The organism is Lacticaseibacillus mingshuiensis (assembly GCF_016861785.1).
GTDB lineage: Bacteria > Bacillota > Bacilli > Lactobacillales > Lactobacillaceae > Lacticaseibacillus > Lacticaseibacillus mingshuiensis.
The window spans coordinates 84,414-111,302 of record NZ_BOLS01000004.1; the positions used below are offsets into that span (position 1 = coordinate 84,414).

A 26,889-nucleotide genomic window follows, 5' to 3' on the forward strand; every position below is an offset into this window, starting at 1 on the left:
CAGCCATTAGAGCTTCCTCCTTTTGGACAACAATTGATTACGAAAAGTTACAACCGGTAGAATGAAAATCGATACTATTCGAACACATTCATTATGAAGTCAACGTCCGCAAATGTAAATTAAAAAATAATACGCTTACACTGACGGCGCGAGGCGTTTCTTGTCTGCACCTGATAAACTGATTTCCAACCGGTTCAAAAAAATCGTTGCCCGAGCGCGAGTTTCGGTTCATACGCGTCAGCGATAAGAACCCTCTAAAGGTTAAAAGTTGATATTCAAGCGAGGACCCGGTGCGTCAGGGATCTCGTGTATAAAAATAGACACGAACCACTCCGCATCAGTATACTTGAGTCGACGAAAACCAAGATGCAAAGTAGAATTCATGTCCATGACAACTAAACAACAACCGGCTACTGATTTTTACCGTTCGATGCATCATTTTGCCAAATTGGTCCAGCTCGGTCATATCTTACGCTAGGCGAATATTCATAAAACTAAAGGCGTCCAGGTCGCGCGGCTCTTTGGTTGGGTGCTTGGCACGATCTTTGCCCGGTACTCGTTCGAGCGGGCCGATATCGATCCAACGTTCACGGCCAAAACGGTGCGTAATTGTCTCAACGACATGCGCACGAACTGGCACGCCTGGTTCTGCTAATGGCGATCCATTTGATCAATTTCGTCTAACACTTCGCCGATGCGCATCGTGCGCAAGCATTGATCATTGATGATTCACTGTTCAAGTGCGAGTTCTCGAAGCACACTGAATTGTTGGCCCGGGTCTTTGACCACGATAACCAGCGGTACTACAAGGGCTTCCGTGCTTTGACGCTGGGTTGGACTGACGGTAATACCTTCTTACCACTAAACCTTGCCTTGATGTCATCCAGGCAATCCCAAAATCAGCTTGCGCCAATGCGCGACTGCGACGAGCGAACATTGGTAGCTAAGCGACGCCACCAAGCCCGTCGTAAGATGAATGATGTTGCCCTTGAACTGGTGGATGACGCCCTTAATGCCGGTAGGCGTGCTAGATATGTGCTTTTTGATAATTGGTTCACCTCACCGCACATGTTTTCGGCCTTGCCTCAACGCGGCCTCGATGGCGTGGGTAGGCTCAAGCGGACTGAGAAAGTATATTTCCGCTACCGTAGTCGCCAAATGAACGTAAACTCACTGTGTCAATTATTACGGCGCAGTAAGAGGCCAGTAAACAACGATTATCTGTATTGTCCCATCGTGAACTTTAAGGTCGATGGCGCAGTAGTACCCGTCAAATTAGTGTTTGTGATGAACCGCGGTGATGCCAGCCGCTCCTTAGTTCTAGGAACAACGAAAACCAGTCTACGTCCAGAACAGATCATTCAACTATATGGTCGGCGCTGGCAGATCGAGGTTTTCTTCTAGGTCGGTGAACAGTACCTCCAATTCGATCATGCGCAAGTACAGAGCTACGACGGTCTCTGTGGGCATCTCGCGATGGTCACAATGAGTTACGATATCCTGGCATTGAATCAACGTAAGAACATCGATGAGCGAACACTAGGTGACTTATTTTATGATTTTGGTCGCGCTCTGCCTAGCGAAAGCTTTACGGTGGTTAATGGAACAGCTGATAGGTCTAGGTGCTCAGTCAGAAGATGCCGGTGACGCCGTGGCCGCGATATTTGATTAGTTTAGCCAAAAAGGCCCGGAAGAAAAAGTTGTCCCAGCTCCATGTGGCTTGAAGCGGATTTCGTACTTATTGTCTGAGATGCCTTGTCCCTCAACGGGTGAGGTCTTTTTAACGTCTTTCAACCATTAGTTGGAAATATATTAGTCGTTTTGATCTCTTAGAATGGCTGGCACACCGGCATCCTGAATCTTCATCAAATCATTTACGGGAATCACTTAATATTGGCTACACCAAGACAAAAAAAATTGTCCATTCGCGGTACGTAAGCTGTTGGCAGACAAGTAGAAACGCTCATCAGAAATGAGCTATAAGATATTGATCCGGTGCTGTCGTGCAGCTATATGAGAGCAATCAAATTGCTGTGTCGTTCCTGAGTGCCCCGACCATCAAGTGCCGCTGATCAATGCCTTTTCAGCAAATTTTCTCGATGAGATTGTGGCCCGGTAGGCACACCATTCCGGCGCAAAAGTGGCGAGAGTTATAAGACCAGATCCGGCTCAACCGAGCGGTCCAACTCCGCTCGGATGTGATAAAGCTGACCGAACCGGATCGCCAAGGCGGGCTGATCAAGCGTTTTGAACAGAGTGAGTGAATCCTGCATCTGTTTTTTGCCGTCCGATTTGGATCGCGTCATGTAAGTTAACCAGCCACCCATGAAGCGGGCGACAATCGTGTAGGCGAGCGCGTCCGCTTTTTTGGCGAGCGTCGCTTCGATCTCGATTGTTGCCGCAGCCGCGTCTAGCTTGTTGGCGGCCATGAAGACTTGAAATTGGGTGAAGGTGATCTCAAGCAAGGCGCTTGTTCCGCCTTCAAGCACCGTTGCTTCTGGCACATGGGTCGCGGCGGTTTTTAGTAAGGGCATATTGACGCTTGGCGGAAACACCAGCGAAAAGAAGCCATATACCAGAATGTCGAAAGTCGTCCAAGTGTCCAAGTTCAGGAGGTAATGCTGAATGACTGTGAGATCGACTGGCAGCGGCGTCAAATCAGGAAAGTGCCGGCGAACATTGTTGAGATGGACCTCGGCCATGCGCAAGGCGATTAGCTGCCAGCGGGTCGGCTGGGCGTGGTAAGCGGCTTGGTCGCGGTGGACCATAGCCTCAGCCTGGGTCAACGTTTGCGGCAACTGTGCCGGCGTGAGAGCCTCTGGCGTCAACCAATATTGCCAAAAGTCGGCAAATTCACCGCGGAAGGTCGATCCGGAGGTTGGGGTATCAGCGGCTGCCAACCGGAAAAACTCGCTGGGCAGGATGTGGAGACGATTTAATAGATGGGTAAATTTGGCCAGGGTGAGATCGGCCTCGCCACGCTCAACGCGGGACAACATTGGCTGGGACAGCTCCGAGTCGACCAGATCCTGCATGCGCAGATGTTGACTCAGTCTGATTTGACGAATGACGGTGCCGTATTCCATGGTGAACCTCCTATTTTAAGGCGATGATCTGATCGAACCGTGCTTGGTTGGCCTGATGTAGCTGATGGGTGATCAATACGACGGTCAGCTCCGACTTGCTGAGCAGGGCATCCTCGACTCCTAGGGCTTCTTGTTCCTCTAGGCTACTGGTCGGCTCATCGAGTAGTAAGATCGCATGCCCGGTCGCCTGCAACAAGCCTCGGGCAACTGCCACGCGCTGCTTTTGACCACCAGAAAGGGCGTGACCGCCTTCGCCAACGGGTTGGTCGAGCCCTTGTGGGAGGTTAGCCACAACGTTGGTAAGGTCCGCATCCTTCAGCGCCTGCATGATGGCTTCTGGGCTGAAGGACTGCCCTAACGTCAAATTTTCTCGCAGGGTGCCGTTGAACAAGTAGGGTGTCTGATCAACATACAGCAGATGACGGTGCAGGTCTGCCCGCGACAGGCTAGTCAGCGGGTGACCGTCAATGGTGATGGTGCCGTGGTAGTCGGTCAGCTTGCCAATCAGGATGCTCATCAGCGTTGACTTCCCTGCGCCACTGGGTCCTGTGACGGCAACCTTACTGCCGGCGGGGATGGCTACGGTCAGTGGAGCCAGGCCACGATGATCTCCGTAGTCGTAGCTCAGCCCCGTCACAGCTAGGGCGGCGGGCCCGACCGGTGCGGGTGTGGCGGACTCGAGCCCGGCTTGGACAGTTGTGGAATCGAGCCCGTATTTAGCAAGCACGGGTGTCAACGCGGTCATCCGCGCCAGGGTAGGACCAAACGCGGCAAACGAATTCAATATATTGAAAGAGAGATTGCCCCCTGAGTTGACCACACCGATTGGAACCAGGTTGTGGATGAACAGCAGGCCGGACCACGCGTAGATGGCGATCTGGCCGAGGATATTCAGGTAACCACCGGTGTTGGTGGCCCATTGCTCAATTTTGACTTGACGTAGCTTGACGTGCATTAACTTGGTGGCCGCGGCGGTGATTTTGGCCGTCAGTCTTGCCTCCAACCCCAGCGCAAAGAGTGTCGGGTAGCCCTGCAACTGATCAGTCACAGTGGCGGTAAAGTTCTCGGCCTCACGCGTGGTGGTTAGGCTCCGGGACTTGAGCCCCCGCCGGAACAATTGCGGGGCAAATACGGTGAGGGCGGCGACGAGCAGCGCGACCACCAACAGGGACCAGTGGAAACTGAGTAACGCGATCACAGAAAATAAGGGATCGAAAACGGTCTGGGCGCAGTCGAAGCAGGAATCAAAACCGTTTTGCTCGATCAAGGTCATGTCGTTGGTCAGCCATGACGCATAGGTGCCAGTGAGATGGGCGCGAAACTCCTGAAAGCTGGCGGCGGTCAACCGAGTCGTAATGTCCTGCCGCATTCGAATGCTCATCTGCTGGACTGCCAGAGCCCGCAGATACCCAGTCAGAACTAGAAGCAGGCACAGCGCGAGGAACACCGCGGCATCGACCAGCATGATCGTCAGGAACCAATCGAATTTCCTGGCGACAAGCGCGGTGAGAATCATTGCGTTGAGCAACGCGTGGGTGACACGAAGCGCAGAACACGCTGCCATCAATAGGACGACTGGCACATTCGACCGCCAACCAGTTTTAAAGTAATGAAAAAGCATGAAGACCCCTCCAATCAAGTTAGGGTCAGCTTAGACGATTACGGATTCTTGTCTCACGAAAAATGCATATCTGCATCTGAAACTAGCGTACCGTTTCTCTCGGATATGTAAACTCAAAGTTGGCGTGAAGTGCCCAGAAAAAAAGAGCGCTCCCTCCAGCGCTAGAATGTTAATTGCTATATAAACATTCTAAGTGAATAGGAGGAAACGCTCTTGTCATCTGTGGAACAACAAATCATCACTGAAATGGTCGAGGCTTTTTCAAAACTTCTGACATCTTTTTTAGAAGGCGAGACATTTATTTAGTCTGTGAGGTGGCTTGCTGACTGGATGAAGGTTTTGCAATTGAAAAAGGGGTAAGTTCAGTTTAGCTTCTGTACCCATACTGTTCGAAGCTACTTGGTTTCTTCTATTACAAGTGAGAATCGGTTTGTTGTAGGCGGGCGATGTCCGCAAGAAATCGGGCGGTATTGTCTTCAAGTTTCAACCTTGTGTCGTTTGTCGTTAGTACATCATTTGCCCGCCACCAAGTGCTAAGTGTGGCTGCGCCAAACGGGTGAGCCTTTTGGTGATTGTTGCGTAGGGTCGCGGCAAATGGCAGATCCAGATAGTAAACGAGCGCTCGTCCTGAAAAGAGGTCAATCAGATGTACCAGCATATTGCCGTAAACATCGCGCCTGAGGATACCTTCGAGGATGATAACAGAATAATAACTCGTAGCCGCGCAGACCATCGCTTCGAGCATGGCGGCCGCTGGGTGGCTGCGTGGTCATTGGCGTGCATAATCTCGCGTCGCATCACATCCTGACTGATCAAAAGACAAGCGTTCGTGCCTAGTGCTTCTTGCAGCTGATTGGCTAGATACGTTTTTCCACTGCTGGAATTGCCGCGAAGAAGAACCAAGATCGGTGCTGGGTGCTTATTCGTCATAAGTGCCTTTGATCACAAAGAACGACCCGCGAATGACGCCAGCCAACGCGGACTTTTGATGCGCGAACTTGAACTTGTCGGCTAATTACGCCGGCACTTCCATGCCATCGGTGAGCTTGAAGCCAACTGCGCGTTTCCCGCCCGCGGCAAGGGTGTACAAAATATTGATCGCCAGGCTATTTTCATAGAAGACATAGGTCCAGCGCACGCCATCGACGGTCAGGTCGGCGACTTCAAGCGGACGATAGGGCAACACTAAGTCGCGTTCTTTCAAGATCGTCGCCACGCGTGCCACCAGATCTGGCCGCTCAGCCGCTGGTTCGGTCGTGAAGACGACTTTATATTTATTCCAGAAATAGCGGGCTTCATTGGCGCGCAGCCCGGCAAAGGCCGTGGCCACAGGCGACGAGGTGAGGCCAACGGTATCTACGTTTTTAAAATCGACTTGATATGACATGAGTGCCTCCATTTATCAAAGAAGTGGTCGTTATGGAATGGATTGTACGCTATCGGCTGGGGACTGGCAACACGCCGAGACGGGTGCGACACGAATACGCCCCGTCATGTTGGCAGGAAAAAGCCGTTGGCAGTCACGCCGGTTATTAGCCCTTCGATATCTCAAAATCTGCGCAACAAATTTCTCAATTATGAGACTGATTTTTCCTTGCGTTTTCACACAACTATCTTGATAATGGCAAAGGTGGTATGGATCTCCCAGTCTTCACCACATATTGTTTGCACAACCCCATGTGCTCTCCAAGTGGCTTACCCCGCTTGGCTCAACATATCAAATAGTCCTCAGCCCGAATATGCCGGTTGAGGACTATTTTTTTGGATTTATGACTGTTTGACTAATTGGATGATCGCTGCCTCTGACAAAAATGGCATGAAGGAGCTGATCTGTTCCTCCGCACCATTTTCCGCGAGGCGGTGGATGTGCGCGGTCAACTGCGCTTCGCTGACAAATGGTGCCAGGGCTTGTAACAGTTTGTTCTGCGGGTCGCGTTTAGCCGTTTGCGCAAAGACGGCATTGTTCTGCTCTTTGGTCAAAAATGGTGCGGCGGCTTTGATCACTTGCGCGTCCGTGCCGGCTTCCTGGACAAATGCGGCCAGTGTCTGGTTCGCGACAAATGGGAATAACTTCTGCAACAAGTTGAGGGGGATGTTTTGGTCGTGCAGGCTCGCCAGCGTGGCGTTGTTGGCGGCACTGCTTCGAAATGGCGCCAAGGCGATGACTGTGGTAACGGTATCTGGCAACTTGGGTGTCACATATTGGGCGATCAGGTGCTCGAGGTCGCTACTCTGAAGAAAGGGTGCCAGTTTCTGCAGGTCATCGAGAAATGTTGGGGTCGCCGAATTTGCCTTGATTCCTTCGACTAAGGTGGTGCTACTTAAAAATGGGGCGAGCGGCACCAGTTCGGCCAGCGTCAACTGTTTTGCGTCGGCCCTGGCCTCGACTTGCTTGGGGGTCATGACCGGCGCGGCATCCTGTAGTGTTGTGGCATCAAGCGGGGCGGCACTTGCCACCTGGATCACGGTACGCGCGGCCTGACTGCCCAAGAGTTGCGCCAGGGGCAAGTCGAGCACCTTGGCAAGGGTCTCGTACTTATCGATATCCGGCAAGCTTTGGCTGCGTTCCCAATTGCTGACGGCTTGGTAGCTGACACCCAGTTCATCGGCTAGGGCACTTTGCGTCATGTTCTTCTGTTTGCGGGCCGCGGCGATCGTCTGCCCAATTCGTTCTGCGTTAAAGACTTCCATGGAGACTACCTCCTCGATCAATGAGATCGATAATTGATTTTGCGTTGGTTGAACGCTGACCTAAGCATCGCACCAGTCCTTTATTTTGCCTATCAAGCAGTGCTTGAGTTGGCCCGCTTGAGCGACTGCTAGCCGTGCACTGCTGATAATATCCCGTTTTTCCAAAGATTTACACAGCCAATTTACCTGAGATCATGTATTGCTCTCAGATCAGCCAGCGCGTAAGATGAAGCTAATCAAAAACGGAAAGAGGGATTCGATCGTGCGTAACTAATTAGCCCATTGCAAAGTCTCAAGCCACACCGTATTTTGGTGTGATTGGATTTGTGTGGTCTAATGCACGATGTCTCCCCCCTTTGATTGCGGTCGTAGTCTCGTGGGGCCGCTATTTTTATCCCGTGAATTGACCACACGGGGAGAATTACATGTTCAAATATCTGACAAAAAAGCGGGGCCAATTTGCCCTGACTTTGACTGTGGCTGTCATGTCCGTGTGCGGTTATATCGGGTGGAGTTTTTTGCTGCAGCTGATCGTCGACATTGCCACTGGTAAACGCAATGGGAGTTTGGTGGCCCTGGGCGGATTTTTCGTCCTGTATTCGATTGTGATGGATACGGTGGGCGGCACGGACCGGTATCTCAGGCCCCGGCTCAAATTGCAGGCGGCGGGATGGGCGCGCGCGGATCTGATGACGCATGCGTTGGCCCTGGCGCCCAGCGCGTTCGCGGAGGTCGGCGTGGGGACGATGATCGGGAAGCTGACGAAGCAGCTAGATAATGTCACGGAGAGCTTCTTTGGTGAGGCGCTGTGGCTGTTTTATATCTCGGCGCAGATGCTGTTCGCAATGATCGCCACGCTCAGCATCAGCCCGCTCATTACCCTGATCATTTTAGTGATGAGTGTGCCGTCTCTATTGTTTCCGTTTGCCCTGAAAAAAATCTTGAACGCTGCCTCCGATGCGCAAGTCGCCGCAATCGATCGGTATACGGCCAAGGCGACGGATCTGCTGGCGGGGTTTGACACGATCAAATTTGCGTTGGCGGGGCGGTCGGCACGCCGCGAACATGCCCGGGTCAATAACCACTTGGTGCAAACTAAGCTACGCAACACACGCATCGAGGCCATCAGCTTCGGTGTGTCGACCCTGTTGAATGATCTGACCTACATTGCCGCATGGTTCATCGGCGCGATCATGGTCCAGCGCGGGGCGATGGACATGGGGCAGATGGTCGTCTTCAGCACATTGACCGGCTACCTGACGTTTCCGATGATGTCGTTGACCCAAGATATTCCCACGATGATCGGCGGGATGCGCGCCGCAGACAAGCTGGCTGCCTTCTTGAAAACGCCGGTGTCGGTCGAAACGAGTGCGTCGGTGGTCTCCTTGACTCAGCCGTTGGTCAGCCTCGATCACGCTTCTTATACGCTGGCGGATCAGTCGGTGCTTGTGGATCTTAACCTAACGCTGCCGCCAACGGCCAAAGTCCTGGTCGTTGGCGCAAGTGGCAGCGGTAAGACCACCTTGTTGCGGCTTGTGCTTGGCGAGATCGCACCGACGAGTGGCCGAGCCGACCTGTTTGCCCAGCCGGCTTCTGAGCTGCCTCGCAGTTCGGTGTACGGCGAGGTGGGGATGTTGGTGCAGTCGGGACATATTTTTGAAGGGACGGTTCGCGAGAATCTCAGCCTCTTTACGCAAGCTTTCTCAGAGTCGCAAATGACGGCGGCGATGACGCGTGCCGGGTTGGGGGAGTGGCTGGCGCGCCACGGGCTCGACACGGCGGTCAGCGAGGCGAACCCGATTCTGTCGGGTGGTGAAAAACAGCGACTGGCCCTAGCCCGGCTGTATCTGCGCCACTACGATTACTTTGTCTTTGATGAGCTGACCACGGGGCTCGATCCCCATGTGGCCGCTGGGCTCCTGCACGATCTGTTTGCCATGCCACAGGGGTTCTTGCTGGTAACGCACACCTACGATCAGGCGGCGTTTGCGGCGGCCGACATGATCGTGGTCATGCATGGCGGGCAGATCATCGCCACGGGGCAGAGTACAGCGCCAGCAGTCGCAGCGGCACTGGCGGAGCTCGAGCTGACGCATGAGGAATTGGCTGTGTAGTTTAGCCTGAACGATGCATCAGTGGATGAGGGCGGGGCATACTTGGCCGAACTACCCCTTGCAGCCCCCTCCGCACGGTGTTAAAGTAGCGATGAAATCAATAGATGGCGATGACGTTCGCCGAAAACACGAGATACTCGTAATGACGCCTGCTGCGCCGCCCCTCACTGAAGGGCGGTGCAACAGGCGTCTTTTGTATAAAAAAGGAGTTGTGAGTGCGATGTTCAAAAGTCTTTTGTTCCCCGCTGCCAAGCCGCCGGATATTAGGGTGTCTGGCAAGGCGATGCTAACGGATCTTCATCTGGATCAGGTCTTTCATGCGATTCAACAGCTAACTGCCCAGCCACTGGACGAGTTTTTGCTGCGCCCGCTGACCACGGCGGATGAGATCACGTATCGGCAGGCAGTCTTCGCGGACCTCGCTGATTCGCAAGTACACGCTGCGCTGACAGCTTTCAGCAAAAATTATGAACCGCATCAGGCCTATGTCGGGCGGGTGACCCGTGTGTATGAGGATGAGGTGAAATGGTACACACTGCTGATTCGGCTGAAGCGCAACCAGGCGGCACTGCACGATCTCGCGACGCAGCTTGCGGCCAGTCACTGCCAAAGTGCGGCGTTGCTAGGATTGCAGGGATATCTTACTGACTATTTTGCCCAGCCGGGAATCCAGAAATTGGAAAGCGCGCTGGTTGCGATTCAGCAGGCACTCGGCGCACTTCGCTATCGGCTGGTGATCGATGACCTGCATGTGACGGTCGAGGAGACAACGGGATTTACTGATGGCCTGCACGAGTCGATCGGCGGCGTATTTGCGCCGATGCTGGCGGACCAGGCGAATGATGATGATTTCTCGGCGATCGAACCGCCCGAAACGGAGCTTGGCGTCAGCAATCTTCAAGCCATGATTCTGCGGGCGCTTCGCCAAGTCTTTCCCGAGGCATTTGCGAAACTGCTGGCCTTTTATCGGCAATATTTGAATGCGCAGGATGAGGTGCTGGACACCGTAGCGGCAGAGGTGCCATTTTATTTGGCCGTGCAGGCGTTTGAAAAACATCTCGGTGCGGCTTACGATTTGCCGTTTTGCCTACCCACGGCGGCGGGTCCGGGCGCCACAGAACAGGTGCAAGCCAGCTTTGATCTGGCATTGGCGGCGCAGCGCGGGCATGGCATCGTGACGAACGACTATCGGTTGGCGGCAGACGAACAGTTTCTCATTATCTCTGGGCCCAATCAAGGCGGGAAGACGACCTACGCGCGGATGGTTGGTGAAAATTATTATCTGTACCGACTGGGCATCCCGATTCCTGGCCGTGATGCCGCGCTGGGCCTCAAAACACAGCTCTTCACGCATTTTGAGAGGGCGGAGAGTGCCGCCAAACTCACCGGTCTGCTGGCGGCCGATGTCGACCGTATCTATGAGATCGTCAACGCCAGCGATGCGGGCAGTTTTGTGATCATGAACGAATTGTTTTCCTCAACCACTGCGGCTGATGCGGAGAAAATGGGGCGCGAGGTCCTGACGCTGTTGGCCGCGCGCGGGGCAAAAGGCATCTATGTCACTTTTTTGGACAGTTTAGCCACGCTGCCAAACGTGGTGCCAATGATGAGTCAGGTTGCGTCTGGCTCTACCGCTCGAACATACAAAGTCGTTCGGACACAACCTGATGGGCAGGCCTACGCGTTGTCACTGCTTGCGCAATACGGCTTGCGGAGCGCCGATATTTTGAAGGAGGCACAGCCATGAATGTTGGATTGCTTGGTGAACGGCTTGATTGGACCGGGCAGTGGACGCCGACTGAGGCACAACGCGCGGTGTTTGCAGATCTGGAAATGCAGCCGATTCTTGAGGCGGCGCTTGATGGCCAGCGGGATCTGGCGCAGGTCGTGACCCGCAGTTGGTTTGAACCGGTCACGGATGCGGCAACGCTGGTGTATCGCCAGCAAATGGCGGCGTATGCGACCCAGCACCTCGACTATTTTCGCCAGGTGCATCAGCTTGCGAAGGACACGGGCGCAGAGGTGCGGCGCAACAACTGGCTTGTTGGGACGCAGGCCGCGGCTTACTCGCTGTCCAGCACTTGCAGTCTGTGTGCGCGCTATCTCAAGGGCGTTGCGGCTATTCGTGCGTTGCCATTACCCCCTGCGCCTTGGCCGGCGGGGCTGACGGCTTTTCACCAGACGCTGACGACGCAATTCGGCGATGGCCGGTTGGCGAAAATGCAGAGTCTGCTCGCGGATCTGAGTGACAATCGCGTGTATGCAGTCGAAGGCCGGCTCAGCGCGAGCTTAGGCAGTGATGTCGGCGAGCGCGAGGTGCAACATGTCCATCGTCTGCTCGATCGGGTGAGCGAACAGCTGCATCTGGGGAAGCGCAAGGCAAGCTTTACCCTGTCGGCCCGGGACGATAACGGGACAAAGGCACTGGTGCGCGTGGAAAATCAGGCGAGTTATGCCAGCGCCAAGGCGATGATGCAGATCTACCATGCCCTTGCCCACTTTTTTGCCGAGCTGGAGGCTGAAACGGGCTGGCTGATCGCAGTCGGTCAGTTGAGTGCGGCATTGACCGGGCCACAAGTCTTCCCAACGGCTGCCCCAAAATTCACGGCCACTGGCTTGACCAATGCTGTCTTGCAACTCCAGCCCGACGTCTCCACTGTGATCGGCAACGCGCTTGATCTGACGCCTGGGCACGGGCTGATCATCACAGGTGCGAATCAAGGCGGGAAGACGACCTTTTTGCGCGCGGTGGGTCAGGCCGTGTTGATGGGCGAAGCCGGGATGCCGGTCTGCGCGGAAAAAATGACCCTGCCGCCTTTTGACCAAGTGCTTACCCATTTCAAGCGGGAAGAGGATGCGCAGGTGGTCAGCGAGAAACTCGATGAGGAGCTCAAACGGATGCGCGGGCTGGTCGATCAGTTGACACCGCAAAGTTTGGTGCTCATGAACGAATCCTTTTCGTCGACAAATGAGCACGAGGGGTCGCAGATCAATTCTGAGATCACCGGCGGACTGCTTGGCCGGGGGTGCACAGTCGTTTCAGTCAGCCATCAGTTCGAATATACGCAGCTTTTGCAGCAAGAGGCACTGCCGGTCCGATTTTTGCGGGCTGAGCGGGCGGAAGATGGAAGTCGGTCGTTCAAACTGATGGCAGGGGCGCCGCTTCCGACCAGCTATGGCCAGGATATCTTTGATCGGCGATTTGGGGCGCTGCGAAAGAAGCACCGGTGAGCTCGCAGTCCCAACACACCGGCTTAGGCAGACGAACAGTGTGAGTGACAGCTGCTTTCAGAGAGATTTGTCTCAGAAAGCCAGTCGTTTTGTCGTTGCACTGGTGACGTCGCCTGTTTTGATATGTTATAATCAAACCACAGAAAAAGGCCACGGGTTCCGCGACCTTTTCTGACGAAGCCGTTAGACGGCTGGCCGATATAAATTACGAAGACACAGAGAATCGTCTACTTCCGGCTAGAAGTTTGGTGACGATTCTTTTTGTGTCCTCTCAGTTCCGCGATTTCTTTCCAAGTCTTTCCACCCAGCCTAATAAGGCCGAACAGTCGGACGAGGAGGTCGATTGCATCATCGAGCGTCAACAAGGCACCTCCCTTCGCATAGAGTCTAACTGTACCCACATAGGTACCACCCCCAGACGATGGAAAGGCCAACCGGCATCAACTTCTTCGCTGGTCCATTATCACATGAATCAAGCGATCTGACCACTATAACGTTATTGATAAAGACTGATATGACGGGCTTTTAACAGGGTGAGGCACCCTGGTCAACTTGAACCAAAACACAAAAAAGATCCGCCCTCAGATTTACGAAGGCGGATCTTTTACTATCTTCTGAAAACAGCTTACTTAAGCCGATCATGTGGTGATTTGAGCTGATTGTTCGGTGGTACCAACCTTTTTTGCCGGCGGGCTTGCCGTTGGAGCACCGATTCGTGTGTTTGCGTTGCGATGCGCATGGTATCGCGATCGCTTTCGTGGACGAATGGCTGCGGCGGGGCGGTCAGCGTTTGGGTCGGATGGCTAGTCCGTGAGGTCGTGGTGCGGCGCTGTTGTTGAAGCGGGGTTGAATGTTGCGCCTGGCTCGCTTGGCCCTGCTGGCGCGCGCTGGCCTGGCCGCGAGACGACTGGCTCACGCGCGTTGCCGGTTGAGCCAGTCGGGTACTAGGCTGCGTTTGGCGCGCACGCTGGACTTGCTGGCTCGCTTGGGCCGGGGCCTGGCGTGCAGGTTGCGCGCGTTGTGACGTCCGGGCCTGTGGTTGTGCTTGGCGGGTCGGCTGGATGCCAGCGTTTTGTCCGGCCTGCTTGCCTTGATTGCGAGCGACGGGTTGTGATTGAGTTGGCCGGGCCGATTGAGCAGGGCGTGCCGCGGTTGTCCGGGCTTGTTGCGTCGGGCGTGCCGTGGCGGTCGGTTTTTGCGGGGCCGCCTGGAACTGGCGCACGATCTCCTTGGCGCGGTCAATGTTTTGCTGGGCGCGCTGGTCGCTTTGCTGAATCTGTTGCTTAGCTCTGGCCGTGATCTCAGCTGCGGTCGGCGTTTGCTTGCGGGCCTTCGTCGCTGCGTTCAACTGCTGGATGCGCTGTTTTTGTTCTTCTTCTTTCCGGCGGGTGCGGGCTTCCTGCTGGTGGTTGAAGAACCAGACCAGCCCCCAAGCGATGGCGGCGAGCCAGAAAATTGCGTTCATGATCAGTCCTTCTGATCAGGCGTCGACTTCGGCGCAGTCTTTTTTTCAATGGCGTTGACCACCGGCTTGTTGCCGGCCTGCTGGGTCAAGGCACCATTGAGCATCCCGCGAATATCGATGCCGGCGACTTCATTAAGCATATCGAGCTGCTTGACGAGGCTGCCGTTGGTCGAATTGGTCAGGTCGCCATCGCCGTAAAGCTTGATGGAATCGACGTTGGCGTACGGGCTCATTGCGGCTTCGATGATCTTCGGCATTGCCTCAATGGTCATCTTGAAGCGGCCGCTTTCATCCAATTGCTTGGCGGCTTCCGCCTGCTTGGCAATGGCTTCCGCTTGGGCGAGCCCCATGGCCTTGGTCTTTTCGGCTTCGGCACGACCGGTTGCGGTGGTTGCTTCGGCTTGGGCGGACCCAATCTTGGTGGTGCGTTCCGCTTCCGCTTCGGCCGCCAGTTTGATCTTGTTGGCATCCGCTTCGGCCGCGAGTTCGACTTGCTTCGCTTGCGCTTCGGCCGCCGCGATCTGCGTGGCTTTTTGCGCATCCGCAGCACGCTGCGCCTTATACAGATCAGCATCGGCTTGCTTGCGGACGGTGGCGGTCAAGGTCTGCTCTTGCAGTTCGGCATCCTTTTGCGCCAGTTCGATATCCTTTTCCTTTTGGACCTGCTTGGCCTTCATCTGTTCAACGATGGCTGCCTGATCCGCTTGGGCTTGGGCGATCTCTTGTTGCTTCTTGAAGTCGGCCAGCTTGACTTGCTGTTCACGTTCGGCGTCGGCGACTTGGGTCTGGCGCTCGATCTCTTGCTGTTTGGCTTCCTGGTCGGCCTGGGCTTGCTGGATCCGGGTGTCACGGTTGGCCGCTGCTTCGGCGATCGCTGCATTTTTCTTCACTTCGGCGATCTGCTTTTTCCCTAAGCTATCGAGGTAGCCGTTGTTATCGGCGATGTCCTTGATGGTGAAGGAAATGATCTGCAGGCCCATTTTGGCCAGGTCAGAAGAGGCAACGTCTTGGACTTTTTCCGCGAAGGCGTCACGGTTCTGGTAGGTGTCCTCAACGGTCAAGGTGCCCAGGATCGCGCGCAAGTGGCCTTCGAGGATCTCGGTGGCTTCGGCGTTGATCTGGTCGTCGTTTTTGCCCAAAAATTGTTCGGCGGCAGTGGCGACTTCTTCTTGGCTGGAGCCGATCTTCAGGATAACTGTCCCGTTGACGATGATCGGCACCCCTTGCTGCGTGTAGACTTCAGGGGTGGAGACTTCGATTGTCCGCGTGTTCAGGGAGAGCACGTCCCAGCGCTGCAGAATCGGCAGAATGAACGACCCGCCGTTGGTGATGAGTTTCACACGGTTGCCGTTGACGTCTTTGAAACTGTGCTTGCCGGAGATCAGCGCCCCGGAAATGATCAGCACTTCGTTAGGCAGTGCCGTCTTGCGGTGCGTGGCGAGAAACGCGAAGATCAAAATAATGACGATGGCTGCGATCAGCCAAGGGATAAGCGGTGCAAAATCCATGGATGACTCCTCCTTTATGCTCCCGGTAACACGAGAGCTTTGACATATGCGGTACCTTGTTTGACTTCAATGATGACGACCTGTGCGCCTTTGGCCAGCGGGGTGGTCTGCGACTCATAAGGCTTTGCCGGGTAAGTTTGGCGCGCCCGGCCGCCCCCGGTGATCATCACTTCACCGGTATGCACGCCGTCGAGCCCCAGGGTCAGGGTCCCCAGCAGATAATCCTGGTCGGGCATGACCGTTGAGTTTTCGCTCGGCTCAAGCGCTTTTTGAATCAACGCGATCACTGGCAGCAAAACCAGCGAAAGCAACATCCAGATCACGGCGACAAAGGCGGCTATCACTAGCAACCCGACGCCGATCTGCCCCCAAAGTGGCAAGGCAGTGAACCAATCAACCATAGCAAAGCCTCCTTTCATGGAAAAGGGTGCGCGGCGGAGCCCGACTGGAAAAGGGTGCGGCGCCCAACTGAAGGGTGCGGACCGCGGCCCCAAAATGCAGTCAAACCAGACGGGGTCAGGATAACATTTTGCTCCGGGAAAATACCGACTTGCTCGGCATTCATACTTAATTATAAAACAATAGTTATTACCCGTCTCGTCAAGGAAAGTATAGCAAACCCGGCCACAGTAAGCGACAATTTTTGGAAAGGGTGTGGAGCCGAGCGATTAGGTCTGAGCAGATAGTTCGGCCTGGGCGGTTGATGGCGTATTTTGCCATCGGGCGCCTGGGACAACTATCTGACTCAGAACTGCTCGGCGGAACCCAACTGGGAAAGGGTGTGGAGGCTCGCGGGATGGTGGGGCGCCGCTTCAACTACCTCTGGGTCCGCTCAGCCCACGGCCTCTCTTCCGCCCTCATAGATTTCGCCAAAATAATTCACGAAATCTGGCAGTCGCCGCCCCATCATATCCGTTATACTTGTCTTATCAATAGAGGGAAGATGACGCTGATGCCGCATATCACAAATGAGCAGATCGCCCCGGATCTGCGCAGCGCCGGCCGGACCGCCCGCACCATGATCAAGGGGATGTCCGTGAAGACTTTTCGCCGCAGTAATTGGCTCATGGCAAAGTTTATGAAGGGCCATTTTCCAAGTGATCTAAACGTTCAGACCCGCGAAGTGGCCCGGCCGGATGGCTCATGGCTGCGGCTGCTGGTGGTGTTGCCAAAAGACCCGAAGCCGCTGGCAACCGGCGTGCTGTGGCTTCATGGCGGCGGTTACGCGATCGGCTTGCCCGAGATGGATTTTGCCTATGTGCGCCGGATTCAACAGGTCGCCAATGCGGTGGTCGTGCTGCCGGATTATCGGTTGGCCACGGAGGCGCCTTATCCTGCCGCCCTGGATGATGCTTACCTCAGTTTGACTTGGCTGCGCGACAATGCGATCAACCTGGGCGTCAATCCCCGCCAGCTGTTCGTCGCCGGGGAAAGTGCAGGCGGTGGGCTGACGGCGGCTCTGCTGTTGTACAATCGCGACCATGGCAACGTCGATGTCGCGTTTCAGATGCCGCTGTATCCGATGTTGGACGACCGGCCAACGGAGACCAATGTCGATAACGACGCGCCAGTTTGGGATAGCACCAGCAACGAAAATGCCTGGAATCTGTATCTAGGCGAGCTGGCCGGGACCAAGGACGTGCCGATCTACGCCGCACCGGGTCGCGCCAGCAATCTCGAAGGCCTGCCGCCTGCCTACACCTTCATTGGCACCATCGAACCGTTTTACGCCGAGACGTTGACCTATGTCCGGCGGCTGCGAGCGGCCGGCATTCGCGCAGACCTCGACCGATATCGCGGCGGGTTCCATGCCCTTGACTTGTTTGGCGCGAAAAAGCCGCTTGGTAAAGAGACCACTGCGCGCTGGCAACGGTCTTTCCGGGACGCGGCCACACACAACTATAGTCAGATCAGACGATAAGGAGACCACCATGACTGCGATCACCAGCACTCGCATCACGCAACTTCTGCTCGGCGGCATGATCGCCGATGCATATGGCGTTCCGTATGAATTTCGGCCTCGGCAGGCAATGGCCAAGCGGCGGATGGATGGGTACGGGACTTATGACCAACCGGCCGGATCCTGGTCGGATGACTCGTCATTGACCTTGATCTTGGCGGCCAATTTACTTGAAAATGGCTCGCTGAACGATTTGATGGATAAAATGGTGACCTACCTCGATGGCGCCTATACGCCAATGGGGGAATGCTTCGATATTGGCAACGCCACGCGCAAAGCCATTATTGCCTACGCCCAAGGCACCGAACCGCGCATGGCGGGGGACCGCTCGCCGGCCGCAAACGGCAATGGCGCACTGATGCGCATCGCCCCGCTGGCTGTGAGTTTGCTCAACGAACCCGATTCCACGGTGCGGCGCCAAGTGATCACGGATACCACGATCGTGACGCACGGCCATGAGCGCTCGGTGATCGCGTCTGTCATTTATGTGGAGCTACTGAGGCACTTGCTGGCAGGAGAGCCCCTGGCCGTCAGCCTGACCGCCGCGCGCGATGCGATCAAGGATGTCGGCTTTTCCGCCCAGGAGCTCAGCTATTACCAGTGGCTTTTCACCCCCTCGTTTCCACTGTTGCCGGAAAGCGACATTCGGTCCTCCGGTTATGTGGTCGACACCTTGGAAGCGGCGGTATGGTTGAATTTTCAGCCGGAGACCTACCCGCAGCTTGTGATGCACGCGGTGGACCTGGGCGAAGATACCGATACGGTGGCGCAGATTGCGGCGACCATTTACTGTGCGGCGCATCCGAACGTGGAATTTCCCAAGGCGTGGCGCAACGACTTGATCTTGCCGCGCGACATCGCCGTGTTGATCGCACGATTTGCCGCCCGGTTCTCGGTGGGCAACTAGGCGAACGCATTGAGCCAATTCAGTCATTGAGACAACAACACCCCAGCCGCGGGTCGACTGGGGTGTTTGCGTTACTCGAATTCGTCCTGATGTTCTCTGAAAAATGCGGCGTAGGCCTGGACTTCCGGCAGTGCCTGCCATTTTTTCGTGCGGACCGGCACACTGTCGAGGTCATAGATCTTGGCATGCGGAATCGCGAGCACGAACGGCGAATGCGTCGCAATGATGAACTGATCGCCGAAAAAGCGGGCGCTGTCGGTCAATAACTTGGCGAGTTCCTGTTGGTGGGTCGGTGACAGCGAATTTTCCGGTTCGTCGAGCAGGTATAATTGATCGTCCTGCAATTTATCCTGAAAATACTGCATCGCGCTTTCGCCATTGGAGTATTCGCGCGCATTCTTCGCCAGGTTATCGCGAACATAGCGCGACTGGGTCTTGCGCCGCGTCTCGAGCACCTTTTTCAACTCGTCATAATCGCTCAAGTCGTGGTAGTGGAAGTCGCCGAACTTGTTTTGCAGATAATCCTTGAACATGTCTTCGCGCGCGTCGTCGATGCCCTGGTTCAGCGCGCGGGTGTGCAACATCGCATCGAACACCTCGTCGGACGTGATGATCGCCGATTTTGCTGGCAGGGCGCGGGCCAGCTGGAAGTCGCACCGCGCCAGATAATCTTCGAAAAAACTGGAGCGGTTGTAGAGCGCCGCCCGGGCCAAGCCGAGTTTTTCCGCAATGATGTTCAACAGTGTCGATTTGCCCGAGCCATTGTCGCCGTACAAAATGGTGACCGGCTCAAAGGAGAGGTCGGTCAATTGCTTGTCTGGAAAAATCTGGAAAGGATAGTAGTCACTGAACGCCCGACTTTTCTGACTGACGAAAAATTGCCACTCCGCGTCTTCATCCGGCAGGCGAAACGACTCGAGGTATTGCATCAGAAAGCTCCTTTACTTGCGTGCATGCGCCGCGGCGCGTTGATGCTTCCGCCAATAGTGAATGCCAAACGTGGCGGCAAACGCGACGAGAACGAAAATGGAAAAGACGGTGTTGGAGATCTCGATGCCGATCGCCGGCACCGATAGCCCGAGCTTCAAGGCGATAAAACCGATGAGCACATAGGCCATCACAAGGAGCTCCGGGATTTTCGCCAGCAGGACGATCATCATCGAGGCCACGAACCGCATGGCCAGAATACCGATCATGCCGCCGAGCAGCACGATCACCGGATTATTATCGATGGCCAGCGCGGTCAGAATCGAATCGATGGAAAATACGAAATCCAGGAAAATGATCGCGGCGACCGTGCCCCAAAACGAGCGCGGCTTGACCGCGGGCTTGTCGACTTCTTTGGGCTGGTGCTGCTCATAGAAGAAATGCAGCGACATCCACAACAGATAAGCCGCCCCCAGCGCCTTGATCACCCAGAACTTGATCAGGAAACTGCCCAGCCCAATGGCGATGAAGCGGAAAATGTAGGAGCCCCACAGGCCCCACAGCAGCGCGCTATTTTCTTTTTTCTTGTCGTGCAGCGAAGCGGTCTGCGCCGCGAGCACCACCGCGTTGTCCACCGACAGCAAGCACTCCATGATGGCCAGCGTGGCGATCGTCATCCAGCCGCTGCCGGTCATGACCGCCGCATGCCAATCGGCGGCGTTAAAAAATGGCGCATATGAGTTGATCAGGGTGTTCATCTGTTTCCTCCGTTTGTTACTGTCCATTATAGCGTAAAACGCGGCCAATTTTGCCCGGACTTGCAGGGGCGTCACTGGCGAGGCAGACAGGCGGCTTGCTACACTGAAGAAAACGGAGGTGTTGCGCGATGAAAAAACAACTCGTTCTGCTGGGGCTACTGGCACTCCTGCTGGCCGTTGGGTCGGTGCTCGTCAGCGTCAGCTATGGCATGGTCGAAGGCGGCGTTTCAGGGGAGGCCCTCTACGTCTCGATGTTCGGCTGGCCGCTGCATTGGCTGATTCTACAAGACGGCGCCACCAATATCGTTGGCGGGCTCTTGTCTCGTGGGCTCGCCCAGCCGGCCTTGCCAAATCTGTTTATGTTGGCGCTGAACTGGGCCTTTTTCTTCGTGCTCTTACTCGGTCTGCGCGCAATGGCTCGGGGCGCGTGTCACCGGATCCAGGCACAACGCGTCAAATAAAGCGGACGGTTCTTGCAATCGCTTTCATTACCTGTCAAACTAGGTGTCAGGTGTCAGGTGTCAGGTGTCAGGTGTCAAGAAGGCCTGACCCAAGCAAAACTGACCCAAGGAGGCAATATATGAAAAAGAAAATGATCTGGGGCTACATTGCGCTCTCCGGCATCCTGACCGCGCTGCTCACCATTTTGGCAAAAAGCGGTGGCGTAGCGGACGGCACAGATGGCGGGTATTTCACAATGTTCGGGTGGCCACTGGGTTGGCTAACGGTGCACAATGGGGAAAACTCGACTTCGGCCGGCTTATTCACTCAACTTGGCCAAGGTAGCGCAAGCGCCAATGTGCTGATGCTATTGATCGATTGGCTGATCCTTTTTGCGGCAGTCATGCTGGTTCGCCGGCTTGTGCTGCGCATCCGCAAGCAAAAAGAAGTCCACGCCTAGGGTAGGCGCAAATTGAATAGTGAGGGAGAACCGGGTCAACTGCAGGCAAAGCTGGCTTGGTTCTTTTTGTTTGAATGGAATCGGCCAAGAGCGGGCGATCAGGAGCATATATCGACTCGGCTAGGTGATTATGGGATATGGGCATGCGGCCCCTCTGAAATTTTGTCTATCGCCGCGCGAAAGGGTACACTTAATAGGAAGATTTTGGCGAGGAGGTCGGCAGATGAAACAGATCACGGCAGGCATTGTGGCGCACGTTGATGCAGGCAAGACTACGCTGTCTGAAGCCCTACTGTACCGCGCCGGCGCGTTGCGGCAGCTCGGCCGGGTCGATAACGGTGACGCTTTTTTGGATACCGAGGCGCTGGAGAAAAAGCGCGGCATCACCATTTTTTCCCACCAGGCCAGCCTCCAGTACGATGACCTGAACTTGACGCTGCTGGACACTCCGGGTCACTTGGATTTTGCCAGTGCGACAGAACAAGTCCTGCCGGTGCTGGACGTGGCGATTCTGGTCGTGTCCGGGCCGGCCGGCGTGCAGGGGTACACCCGCACATTGTGGCGCTTGCTGGCGCGGTACCAGGTGCCTGTCTTTATTTTCGTCAACAAGATGGACGCCGTGGGCGCGGACCGCGACACGGTCTTGGCGCAACTGAAAACACAGCTCGATGATGGCGTCATTGCCTTCGATGCGGACCACGCGTTGGCCGATGCCGCCTTGGAAGATGTGGCCACCACGGACGAAAACGCGCTGGCCACATATCTTGAGACCGGCACGTTGCCCGATGACAAGGTGCAGGACCTGATCGCTCGGCGCAAAGTGTTCCCGGTGTATTTCGGTGCGGCGCTGAAACTGACCGGCGTCGATGACTTGATGGCCGGTTTTGCCAAATGGACGCGAGAGGCGACATCAACGCCTGAATTTGGCGCGAAAGTGTTCAAGATCTCGCATGACGATAAAAATGAACGGCTGACTTGGTTGCGGGTCACAGGCGGGCAACTGCGGCCAAAAGATCTGGTGCTCGGCGACCAAAAGATCAATCAATTGCGTATCTATGATGGCGCGAAATATACCGTCGCGCCGGTCGTTGAAGCGGGGCAGGTCTGTGCGGCGGTCGGGCTGGTCGACACCTTTGCCGGCCAGGGCCTTGGCGTGGCCGCAAATGCCCAGGCGCCGTTGCTTCAACCGGTGTTGACCTACAAGCTCGACCCCATGCAGGAGGACCTGCATGCTTGCCTCGCCGCGCTTCAGACGTTGGCCGATGAGGATCCGCAGCTTCATGTCACCTGGTCCAGCCACTTGCAGGAGCTTCGCGTGCAGATCATGGGCGCGGTGCAGCTGGAGATCCTGCAACAGATCCTTCGCGACCGGTTCGGCCTGACCATTGGCTTTGATGCCGGCAGTATTTTGTACAAGGAAACGGTGACCCAGGCGATCGAAGGCGTCGGGCATTTCGAGCCGCTGCGGCATTATGCAGAGGTCCATTTACTCCTGCGGCCGTCGCCGCGGGGGAGCGGCCTCCAGTTTGATGCGGACGTCTCGCTGGAAGTGCTCGGGAAGAATTTTCAACAACTGGTGCTGGCCAGCCTGCGCGCGAAGGAACAACTCGGCGTGCTAGTCGGGGCGCCGCTGACGGATATGCGCGTCACGCTGGTCACCGGCCGCTCGCATCTGGAGCACACGGTTGGCGGGGACTTCAAGGAGGCCACTTGGCGGGCTTTGCGCCAGGGGCTCATGACGCTTCGCGAAAAAGGGGCCTGTCAGCTGCTCGAACCCTGGTACCGATTTTCCCTAGAGGTGGCTCAAAGTCAGCTGGGGCGTGCGATGACGGATATTCAGCGAATGAGTGGCCGCTTTGAGCCGCCGGTCGACGTTGGCACGGAGATGGCGCTGCTGACGGGCGTGGCGCCGGTGTCGGAGATGCAAAATTATGCGCAGGAAGTCAGCGCGTATACGCATGGCAAGGGGCAACTCGAGGTGTTGGTCGATGGCTACCGGCCGTGTCACAATGCAGAAGCGGTGATCGCGGCTCGCGGGTACGACCCGGTCGGCGATCTGGAAAATACGCCCGGCTCTGTTTTTTGCGCGCATGGGGCGGGGTATCCGGTCCACTGGGATGACGTACCGCGCACCCAGCATTTGGCAAATGTTTATGACGACGCGGCGCTGGCCGCAATGACGCAAGGAGATTCTGATGACAAGTAAAAATGAAGTGACCCCATTGCTCGATGCGTTTATGGACTCGCCTGAAATTGAGGAGATCATTGCGTTTCCGACTGAAGTGATCCGCAAAGTTGCGGAGGGGCTTGGCGATGTGATGGAAAAGGCGTATCACAAACCGATGCAGCAATGGAATGCAGATAGGATCAAGGGCGCTCTCGCGGCAATTATGCCGTCCGATAATGCGACACCAGACGAAGAGGAAGTTTTTGAGACGCACTATTCGATCTGGCGGGCCCTGCTGGTCCACTTGGCATATGAAGGCAAAATTCCGCTGACGCCCAAGACGCTCCAGCCGGTGCTTGATGAATACGAGTGGGTGAACGGCCTTAGTGACGATGATGATGCGTATGATGATGACGACGATCCGATGTGGGATATGGACATCAACGAGGATCCCTCACTGCCAGAATGGCGCGAGTCGGTGTATGACGATATTCAAGGCTATGTGGACGACTGGCTCCACGCGTTTTTCATCAGTCCCGCGTGGCGCAACCACCCGAAAAATGGGCCGGAGCTGGAACAGGACTTTCTTGAGGACATGATTCACGAAATGGTGGATGAAGGGTACAACGAGTACCGCAAAACCCCGAAGTCCTGGTCGAAAGCCGTGCTGCAAAAGATCTACATTCGGCTGGGCAGCACGCTGAACATGAGCCCCGGGGAATGGGTCTTTGCGGTGCAGGACACCAAGGCCTTTTTCACATTCCTGAAGCAGAAGAACTTGTTGCCGGCCAAGCGCGCAACGGATTATCTGCGGTATCTTGAGGAAGCCTCTTCGGCGCTGTTTGATGCGACGGAGGCGGGGCCCGAGACGCCGGCCGACAATGATGCGGTCAATCAGGCCGTGATGCAGCGCCTGGCGGCCAAGGGGGTCGACATTTCTGATGAAGGTGCGATCAGAATGGCGCTACAGGAAATGATCAAGAGTGGGGAATTAAATGAGCTGCTGGAATCGATGCCGGTTGATCAGGAATCGGATGCGGATGATGACGGTGGTGACGCCGCATTGTTGGCATCACTGGATGATCCGGCGCAGCGCGATCACCTTCTTGATCAGGCGGACCCGGACACCAAGCACACGTATTTGACCACGCCGCATACCCCAGTGCTGGCCGGCCGGAAGTGGCAGAAAAAAACGGCGACTGAGGTGCATCGGTTTGCAATCGAAACAGGCATTCGGTTGTGGATGGCGGGCAGTCAGTACACGTTGCCAAATGGCTGGCTCGGCGGGGATGTCATCGGGACTGTCGTGAACATGATGGATATGCAATATGCCAACTTTTTGCTGCAGCCAAAAGAATGGACGGCAGATCCGATCTATCAGATGGGTCGGCTTATGGGTCAGCTGGATCCATCTGAAGGGGCACAGGATATTTTGACTGTTATCTCCGCGATGTTGGCGTTTTTGACGGCGCGCGGCGTCTTGAGTCAGACGACTGGCGCGGCGCTGACTGGGGCCTTACGTGACGGCTTTAGTGGTAAGGAATTCGCGGCACCGGCCACCAAGCCGGGCAAAGTGATCTCCTTTGCGGATGCGAAGAAGAAAAAGAAGAAGTAGTTGGTATGCGGCGGCGTGGCCCTAGGGCGGCGCCGTTTTTTTGAGAGAAGGAGGCGAAACGTGGTGGCCGGCGCTTAGCGGATCGGCGATCACCGTCCGCCGTCCGCCCACTCTGGCCAATTTGAGGGCTTGCACGCAAAAGCGTATGATGGCGGTAATTAGAATGAAGAGGGCCAGACTATGAAAATTGAAGAAGGCTATATGCCATTTCGCGGTTACAAAACATATTATCGAATCGTCGGTGAGCGCACCCCAGGCAAGGCACCACTTTTGCTGATTCACGGTGGGCCTGGGTCGTCGCACAACTATTTTGAGCTACTCGACGATTACGCCGAGACCGGCCGCCAGCTGATCATGTATGACCAAGTCGGCTGCGGGAAGTCCAGCCTGCCCGAAGATGAGTCCGTTTACGTTCGCGAGACCTGGCGCGCAGAGCTGGTTGCGCTGCGCGAGTATCTGCATCTGGACGAGGTTCACATGCTCGGTCAAAGCTGGGGCGGGATGCTTGAAATGTATTACCTCACCACGCTGGATCCAAAGGGCATCAAGTCTGTGATGATCGATGGCTCGCCGTCGTCCATCAAGCTCTGGATCGCGGAACAGCATCGCCTGATTCAATACCTCTCTTATGAAGACCGCGAGGCGATTGCAGAAGCTGAACGCACAGGTGATTTTTCCGGGCCAAAGTACTTGGCGGCCAACGACCGCTACATGGAGCGCTATTGCTGGGATGACCCGACGCCTGATTCGCCGGAGCCGCTGCGCCGCCCGACAAACGGCAAGCGCGCCAGCCTGATCGCCGAGGGCCCAAATGAGTTCACGGAAAATGGGACGATCTCCGATTTTGAAGTGACCGATGACCTGCACAAGATCCACGTGCCGGTGCTGGTGACCAACGGGACAGACGATCTGTGCACGCCGCTGATCGCAAAGACGGTCTATGATCACATTCCCGGCGCCAAGTGGCATCTCTTCGCGAATTCCCGCCACCTTGCACTGCTGGACCAGCACGACGAGTTCATCTCGGTGCTGGATCAATGGCTGAACGCAAACGACTAAACTGAGTGGACCCGCCTGCGGAAAAGGCAGACGGGCCTTTTTATATTATTTAGTTAGTGTGTGTTGACAAAGACTAACTAAGTGATTGTTCTGTTCATTGTAGTTAGGAAGAGTGAAGACTAACTAACAACACGCGAGGTGAACGATGATGAGTGAAAAAGAAGAGACGTTACTGAAGCAATTCAGTCAGTTGTTTGATCACGGTCAGTTGATGTACCTGTTGATGCAAAGCCGCCGACGCCAAGGCGATTGGCGGGAAAATATGCGCGGTCCGCAGCGCTTGCTTCGGCTGATGAAGGACAAGCCCGAATGGACCAATGCCGAGATCAGCGAGGCGCTGGACATCAAGCCAAGCTCCGTGTCTGCGCTGGTCAGCCGGCTGGAAGAGGCGGAATTGGTCGAGCGCCACGCGTCCGCCCAAGACGGTCGGGTGATGTTGATCAGCCTGACGGAAAAGGGCAAGAACGTGATCGCTGACGCGGAAAATAGTCACGAGACAGAGGCCACCAAAGTCTTTGCCGCCTTGACCGAGGAAGAACAGACCGAGCTGTCTGCGCTGATGGCAAAACTGCTCAAGAATCTGGATGACCAGGACACCGTCAACGAGGCCACTGGCTGGGAGCCACCATTTGGCTCCCGCGGCTTTGGCGGGCGGGGTCCGTGGAATGGTGGACGCCCCGGCCCATGGAACGGCGGGCGTCCGGGCCAAGGCACCTGGAACGGCCGGCCGGCGCAAGGCTCGTGGCATGGGCGCGGCGGACAGGGCTTTGGCCCCGGCGCTTGGCAACAGGGCCGCGGTCCGCAAGACTTTGGTGGCCGCGGGCAGGATGATTCTGACGACAAGCCGCGCGCCTAAATGAGCCGAAACAAGGCGTCCGA

20 protein-coding genes and 3 pseudogenes are annotated in these 26,889 nt (G+C 55.8%); 12 read left to right on the forward strand and 11 right to left on the reverse strand.

Annotated features, from left to right (window positions below; translation table 11 throughout):
- The first annotated feature begins 388 nt into the window (after positions 1-388).
- A pseudogene (locus JUE67_RS03650) lies at positions 389-1,672 on the forward strand (IS4 family transposase).
- 478 nt (positions 1,673-2,150) lie between these two features.
- On the opposite strand, the gene JUE67_RS03655 reads toward JUE67_RS03650, so the two are convergent.
- The 6 genes and pseudogenes from JUE67_RS03655 to JUE67_RS03680 form a co-directional block, all read right to left on the reverse strand.
- Positions 2,151-3,086, reverse strand: a complete 936-nt coding sequence (locus JUE67_RS03655; protein WP_203626258.1) for a helix-turn-helix domain-containing protein — start codon at positions 3,084-3,086, stop codon at positions 2,151-2,153.
- 10 nt (positions 3,087-3,096) lie between these two features.
- Complete coding sequence (locus JUE67_RS03660; protein ID WP_203636980.1) at positions 3,097-4,707, reverse strand: ATP-binding cassette domain-containing protein; 1,611 nt, start codon at positions 4,705-4,707, stop codon at positions 3,097-3,099.
- 412 nt (positions 4,708-5,119) lie between these two features.
- The gene (locus JUE67_RS03665) at positions 5,120-5,452 is read right to left on the reverse strand and encodes a P-loop NTPase family protein (protein ID WP_203626318.1); all 333 of its coding nucleotides are present in this window, start codon (positions 5,450-5,452) and stop codon (positions 5,120-5,122) included.
- Entirely contained in the window at positions 5,350-5,637 is a 288-nt protein-coding gene (locus JUE67_RS12880; RefSeq protein ID WP_203626256.1) for an AAA family ATPase, read from the reverse strand. The genes JUE67_RS03665 and JUE67_RS12880 overlap by 103 nt, the downstream gene beginning before the upstream one ends.
- Positions 5,627-6,094 (reverse strand): annotated as a pseudogene (locus tag JUE67_RS03675) (DUF8821 family protein). Before JUE67_RS03675 ends, JUE67_RS12880 begins: the two are co-directional and overlap by 11 nt.
- Before the next feature lie 380 nt (positions 6,095-6,474).
- Positions 6,475-7,398 (reverse strand): helix-turn-helix domain-containing protein, encoded by a 924-nt coding sequence (locus tag JUE67_RS03680; protein ID WP_203626255.1) that lies wholly within the window; start codon positions 7,396-7,398, stop codon positions 6,475-6,477.
- 425 nt (positions 7,399-7,823) lie between these two features.
- Here JUE67_RS03680 and JUE67_RS03685 point away from each other — a divergent pair, with 425 nt between their 5' ends.
- The 3 genes from JUE67_RS03685 to JUE67_RS03695 all read left to right on the forward strand — a co-directional run bounded on the left by JUE67_RS03685 (position 7,824) and on the right by JUE67_RS03695 (position 12,743).
- Entirely contained in the window at positions 7,824-9,512 is a 1,689-nt protein-coding gene (locus JUE67_RS03685; RefSeq protein ID WP_203626254.1) for an ATP-binding cassette domain-containing protein, read from the forward strand.
- A gap of 220 nt (positions 9,513-9,732) precedes the next feature.
- The gene (locus JUE67_RS03690) at positions 9,733-11,259 is read left to right on the forward strand and encodes a MutS-related protein (RefSeq protein ID WP_203626253.1); all 1,527 of its coding nucleotides are present in this window, start codon (positions 9,733-9,735) and stop codon (positions 11,257-11,259) included.
- Positions 11,256-12,743: a MutS-related protein gene (locus JUE67_RS03695; protein ID WP_203636981.1), complete on the forward strand. Its 1,488-nt coding sequence runs from the start codon at positions 11,256-11,258 to the stop codon at positions 12,741-12,743. Before JUE67_RS03690 ends, JUE67_RS03695 begins: the two co-directional genes overlap by 4 nt.
- Positions 12,744-13,368: 625 nt before the next feature.
- Here JUE67_RS03695 and JUE67_RS03700 read toward each other — a convergent pair.
- The 3 genes and pseudogenes from JUE67_RS03700 to JUE67_RS03710 form a co-directional block, all read right to left on the reverse strand.
- Complete coding sequence (locus tag JUE67_RS03700; protein ID WP_203626251.1) at positions 13,369-14,208, reverse strand: hypothetical protein; 840 nt, start codon at positions 14,206-14,208, stop codon at positions 13,369-13,371.
- Between the two features lie 17 nt (positions 14,209-14,225).
- Positions 14,226-15,716 (reverse strand): annotated as a pseudogene (locus tag JUE67_RS03705) (flotillin family protein); the annotation flags it as partial.
- A gap of 14 nt (positions 15,717-15,730) precedes the next feature.
- Entirely contained in the window at positions 15,731-16,117 is a 387-nt protein-coding gene (locus JUE67_RS03710) for an NfeD C-terminal domain-containing protein (protein ID WP_203626250.1), read from the reverse strand.
- A gap of 551 nt (positions 16,118-16,668) precedes the next feature.
- On the opposite strand from JUE67_RS03710, the gene JUE67_RS03715 reads away from it, so the two are divergent.
- Positions 16,669-17,637 carry an alpha/beta hydrolase gene (locus JUE67_RS03715; protein ID WP_203636982.1) on the forward strand — a complete coding sequence of 323 codons (969 nt, stop codon included), beginning with the start codon at positions 16,669-16,671 and terminating at the stop codon, positions 17,635-17,637.
- A 10-nt stretch (positions 17,638-17,647) separates the two neighbouring features.
- Positions 17,648-18,583, forward strand: a complete 936-nt coding sequence (locus tag JUE67_RS03720; protein ID WP_203626248.1) for an ADP-ribosylglycohydrolase family protein — start codon at positions 17,648-17,650, stop codon at positions 18,581-18,583.
- 71 nt (positions 18,584-18,654) lie between these two features.
- Here the strand turns inward: JUE67_RS03720 and JUE67_RS03725 are convergent, their stop codons facing one another.
- Positions 18,655-19,512 (reverse strand): AAA family ATPase, encoded by an 858-nt coding sequence (locus JUE67_RS03725; RefSeq protein WP_203636983.1) that lies wholly within the window; start codon positions 19,510-19,512, stop codon positions 18,655-18,657.
- Between the two features lie 12 nt (positions 19,513-19,524).
- Complete coding sequence (locus JUE67_RS03730) at positions 19,525-20,268, reverse strand: TerC family protein (RefSeq protein WP_203626246.1); 744 nt, start codon at positions 20,266-20,268, stop codon at positions 19,525-19,527.
- A gap of 128 nt (positions 20,269-20,396) precedes the next feature.
- On the opposite strand from JUE67_RS03730, the gene JUE67_RS03735 reads away from it, so the two are divergent.
- From JUE67_RS03735 to JUE67_RS03760, 6 genes are all read left to right on the forward strand, one after another.
- Positions 20,397-20,729, forward strand: a complete 333-nt coding sequence (locus JUE67_RS03735; protein WP_203626245.1) for a hypothetical protein — start codon at positions 20,397-20,399, stop codon at positions 20,727-20,729.
- A 119-nt stretch (positions 20,730-20,848) separates the two neighbouring features.
- On the forward strand, positions 20,849-21,169 hold the full coding sequence (locus tag JUE67_RS03740; RefSeq protein WP_203626244.1) for a hypothetical protein: 321 nt from the start codon (positions 20,849-20,851) through the stop codon (positions 21,167-21,169).
- Between the two features lie 223 nt (positions 21,170-21,392).
- Positions 21,393-23,375, forward strand: a complete 1,983-nt coding sequence (locus JUE67_RS03745) for an elongation factor G (protein WP_203636984.1) — start codon at positions 21,393-21,395, stop codon at positions 23,373-23,375.
- Positions 23,365-24,951: a hypothetical protein gene (locus JUE67_RS03750; protein ID WP_203626242.1), complete on the forward strand. Its 1,587-nt coding sequence runs from the start codon at positions 23,365-23,367 to the stop codon at positions 24,949-24,951. Before JUE67_RS03745 ends, JUE67_RS03750 begins: the two co-directional genes overlap by 11 nt.
- A gap of 180 nt (positions 24,952-25,131) precedes the next feature.
- Positions 25,132-26,010 (forward strand): proline iminopeptidase, encoded by an 879-nt coding sequence (gene pepI / locus JUE67_RS03755; protein WP_203626241.1) that lies wholly within the window; start codon positions 25,132-25,134, stop codon positions 26,008-26,010.
- 148 nt (positions 26,011-26,158) lie between these two features.
- Positions 26,159-26,866, forward strand: a complete 708-nt coding sequence (locus tag JUE67_RS03760; protein WP_203626240.1) for a MarR family winged helix-turn-helix transcriptional regulator — start codon at positions 26,159-26,161, stop codon at positions 26,864-26,866.
- Positions 26,867-26,889 lie beyond the last annotated feature (23 nt).

Excerpts from the sequence above, each read along its gene's own strand:
- JUE67_RS03720 (WP_203626248.1), top strand. The coding sequence starts at position 17,648 with ATGACTGCGATCACCAGCACTCGCATCACGCAACTTCTGCTCGGCGGC.
- JUE67_RS03740 (WP_203626244.1), top strand. The coding sequence starts at position 20,849 with ATGAAAAAGAAAATGATCTGGGGCTACATTGCGCTCTCCGGCATCCTG.
- JUE67_RS03745 (WP_203636984.1), top strand. The coding sequence starts at position 21,393 with ATGAAACAGATCACGGCAGGCATTGTGGCGCACGTTGATGCAGGCAAG.
- JUE67_RS03660 (WP_203636980.1), bottom strand. The coding sequence starts at position 4,707 with ATGCTTTTTCATTACTTTAAAACTGGTTGGCGGTCGAATGTGCCAGTC.
- JUE67_RS03735 (WP_203626245.1), top strand. The coding sequence starts at position 20,397 with ATGAAAAAACAACTCGTTCTGCTGGGGCTACTGGCACTCCTGCTGGCC.
- pepI (WP_203626241.1), top strand. The coding sequence starts at position 25,132 with ATGAAAATTGAAGAAGGCTATATGCCATTTCGCGGTTACAAAACATAT.
- JUE67_RS03655 (WP_203626258.1), bottom strand. The coding sequence starts at position 3,086 with ATGGAATACGGCACCGTCATTCGTCAAATCAGACTGAGTCAACATCTG.
- JUE67_RS03665 (WP_203626318.1), bottom strand. The coding sequence starts at position 5,452 with ATGCTCGAAGCGATGGTCTGCGCGGCTACGAGTTATTATTCTGTTATC.
- JUE67_RS03725 (WP_203636983.1), bottom strand. The coding sequence starts at position 19,512 with ATGCAATACCTCGAGTCGTTTCGCCTGCCGGATGAAGACGCGGAGTGG.
- JUE67_RS03750 (WP_203626242.1), top strand. The coding sequence starts at position 23,365 with ATGACAAGTAAAAATGAAGTGACCCCATTGCTCGATGCGTTTATGGAC.
- JUE67_RS03685 (WP_203626254.1), top strand. The coding sequence starts at position 7,824 with ATGTTCAAATATCTGACAAAAAAGCGGGGCCAATTTGCCCTGACTTTG.
- JUE67_RS03700 (WP_203626251.1), bottom strand. The coding sequence starts at position 14,208 with ATGAACGCAATTTTCTGGCTCGCCGCCATCGCTTGGGGGCTGGTCTGG.
- JUE67_RS03690 (WP_203626253.1), top strand. The coding sequence starts at position 9,733 with ATGTTCAAAAGTCTTTTGTTCCCCGCTGCCAAGCCGCCGGATATTAGG.
- JUE67_RS03710 (WP_203626250.1), bottom strand. The coding sequence starts at position 16,117 with ATGGTTGATTGGTTCACTGCCTTGCCACTTTGGGGGCAGATCGGCGTC.
- JUE67_RS03680 (WP_203626255.1), bottom strand. The coding sequence starts at position 7,398 with ATGGAAGTCTTTAACGCAGAACGAATTGGGCAGACGATCGCCGCGGCC.
- JUE67_RS12880 (WP_203626256.1), bottom strand. The coding sequence starts at position 5,637 with ATGACGAATAAGCACCCAGCACCGATCTTGGTTCTTCTTCGCGGCAAT.
- JUE67_RS03730 (WP_203626246.1), bottom strand. The coding sequence starts at position 20,268 with ATGAACACCCTGATCAACTCATATGCGCCATTTTTTAACGCCGCCGAT.
- JUE67_RS03760 (WP_203626240.1), top strand. The coding sequence starts at position 26,159 with ATGAGTGAAAAAGAAGAGACGTTACTGAAGCAATTCAGTCAGTTGTTT.
- JUE67_RS03695 (WP_203636981.1), top strand. The coding sequence starts at position 11,256 with ATGAATGTTGGATTGCTTGGTGAACGGCTTGATTGGACCGGGCAGTGG.
- JUE67_RS03715 (WP_203636982.1), top strand. The coding sequence starts at position 16,669 with ATGCCGCATATCACAAATGAGCAGATCGCCCCGGATCTGCGCAGCGCC.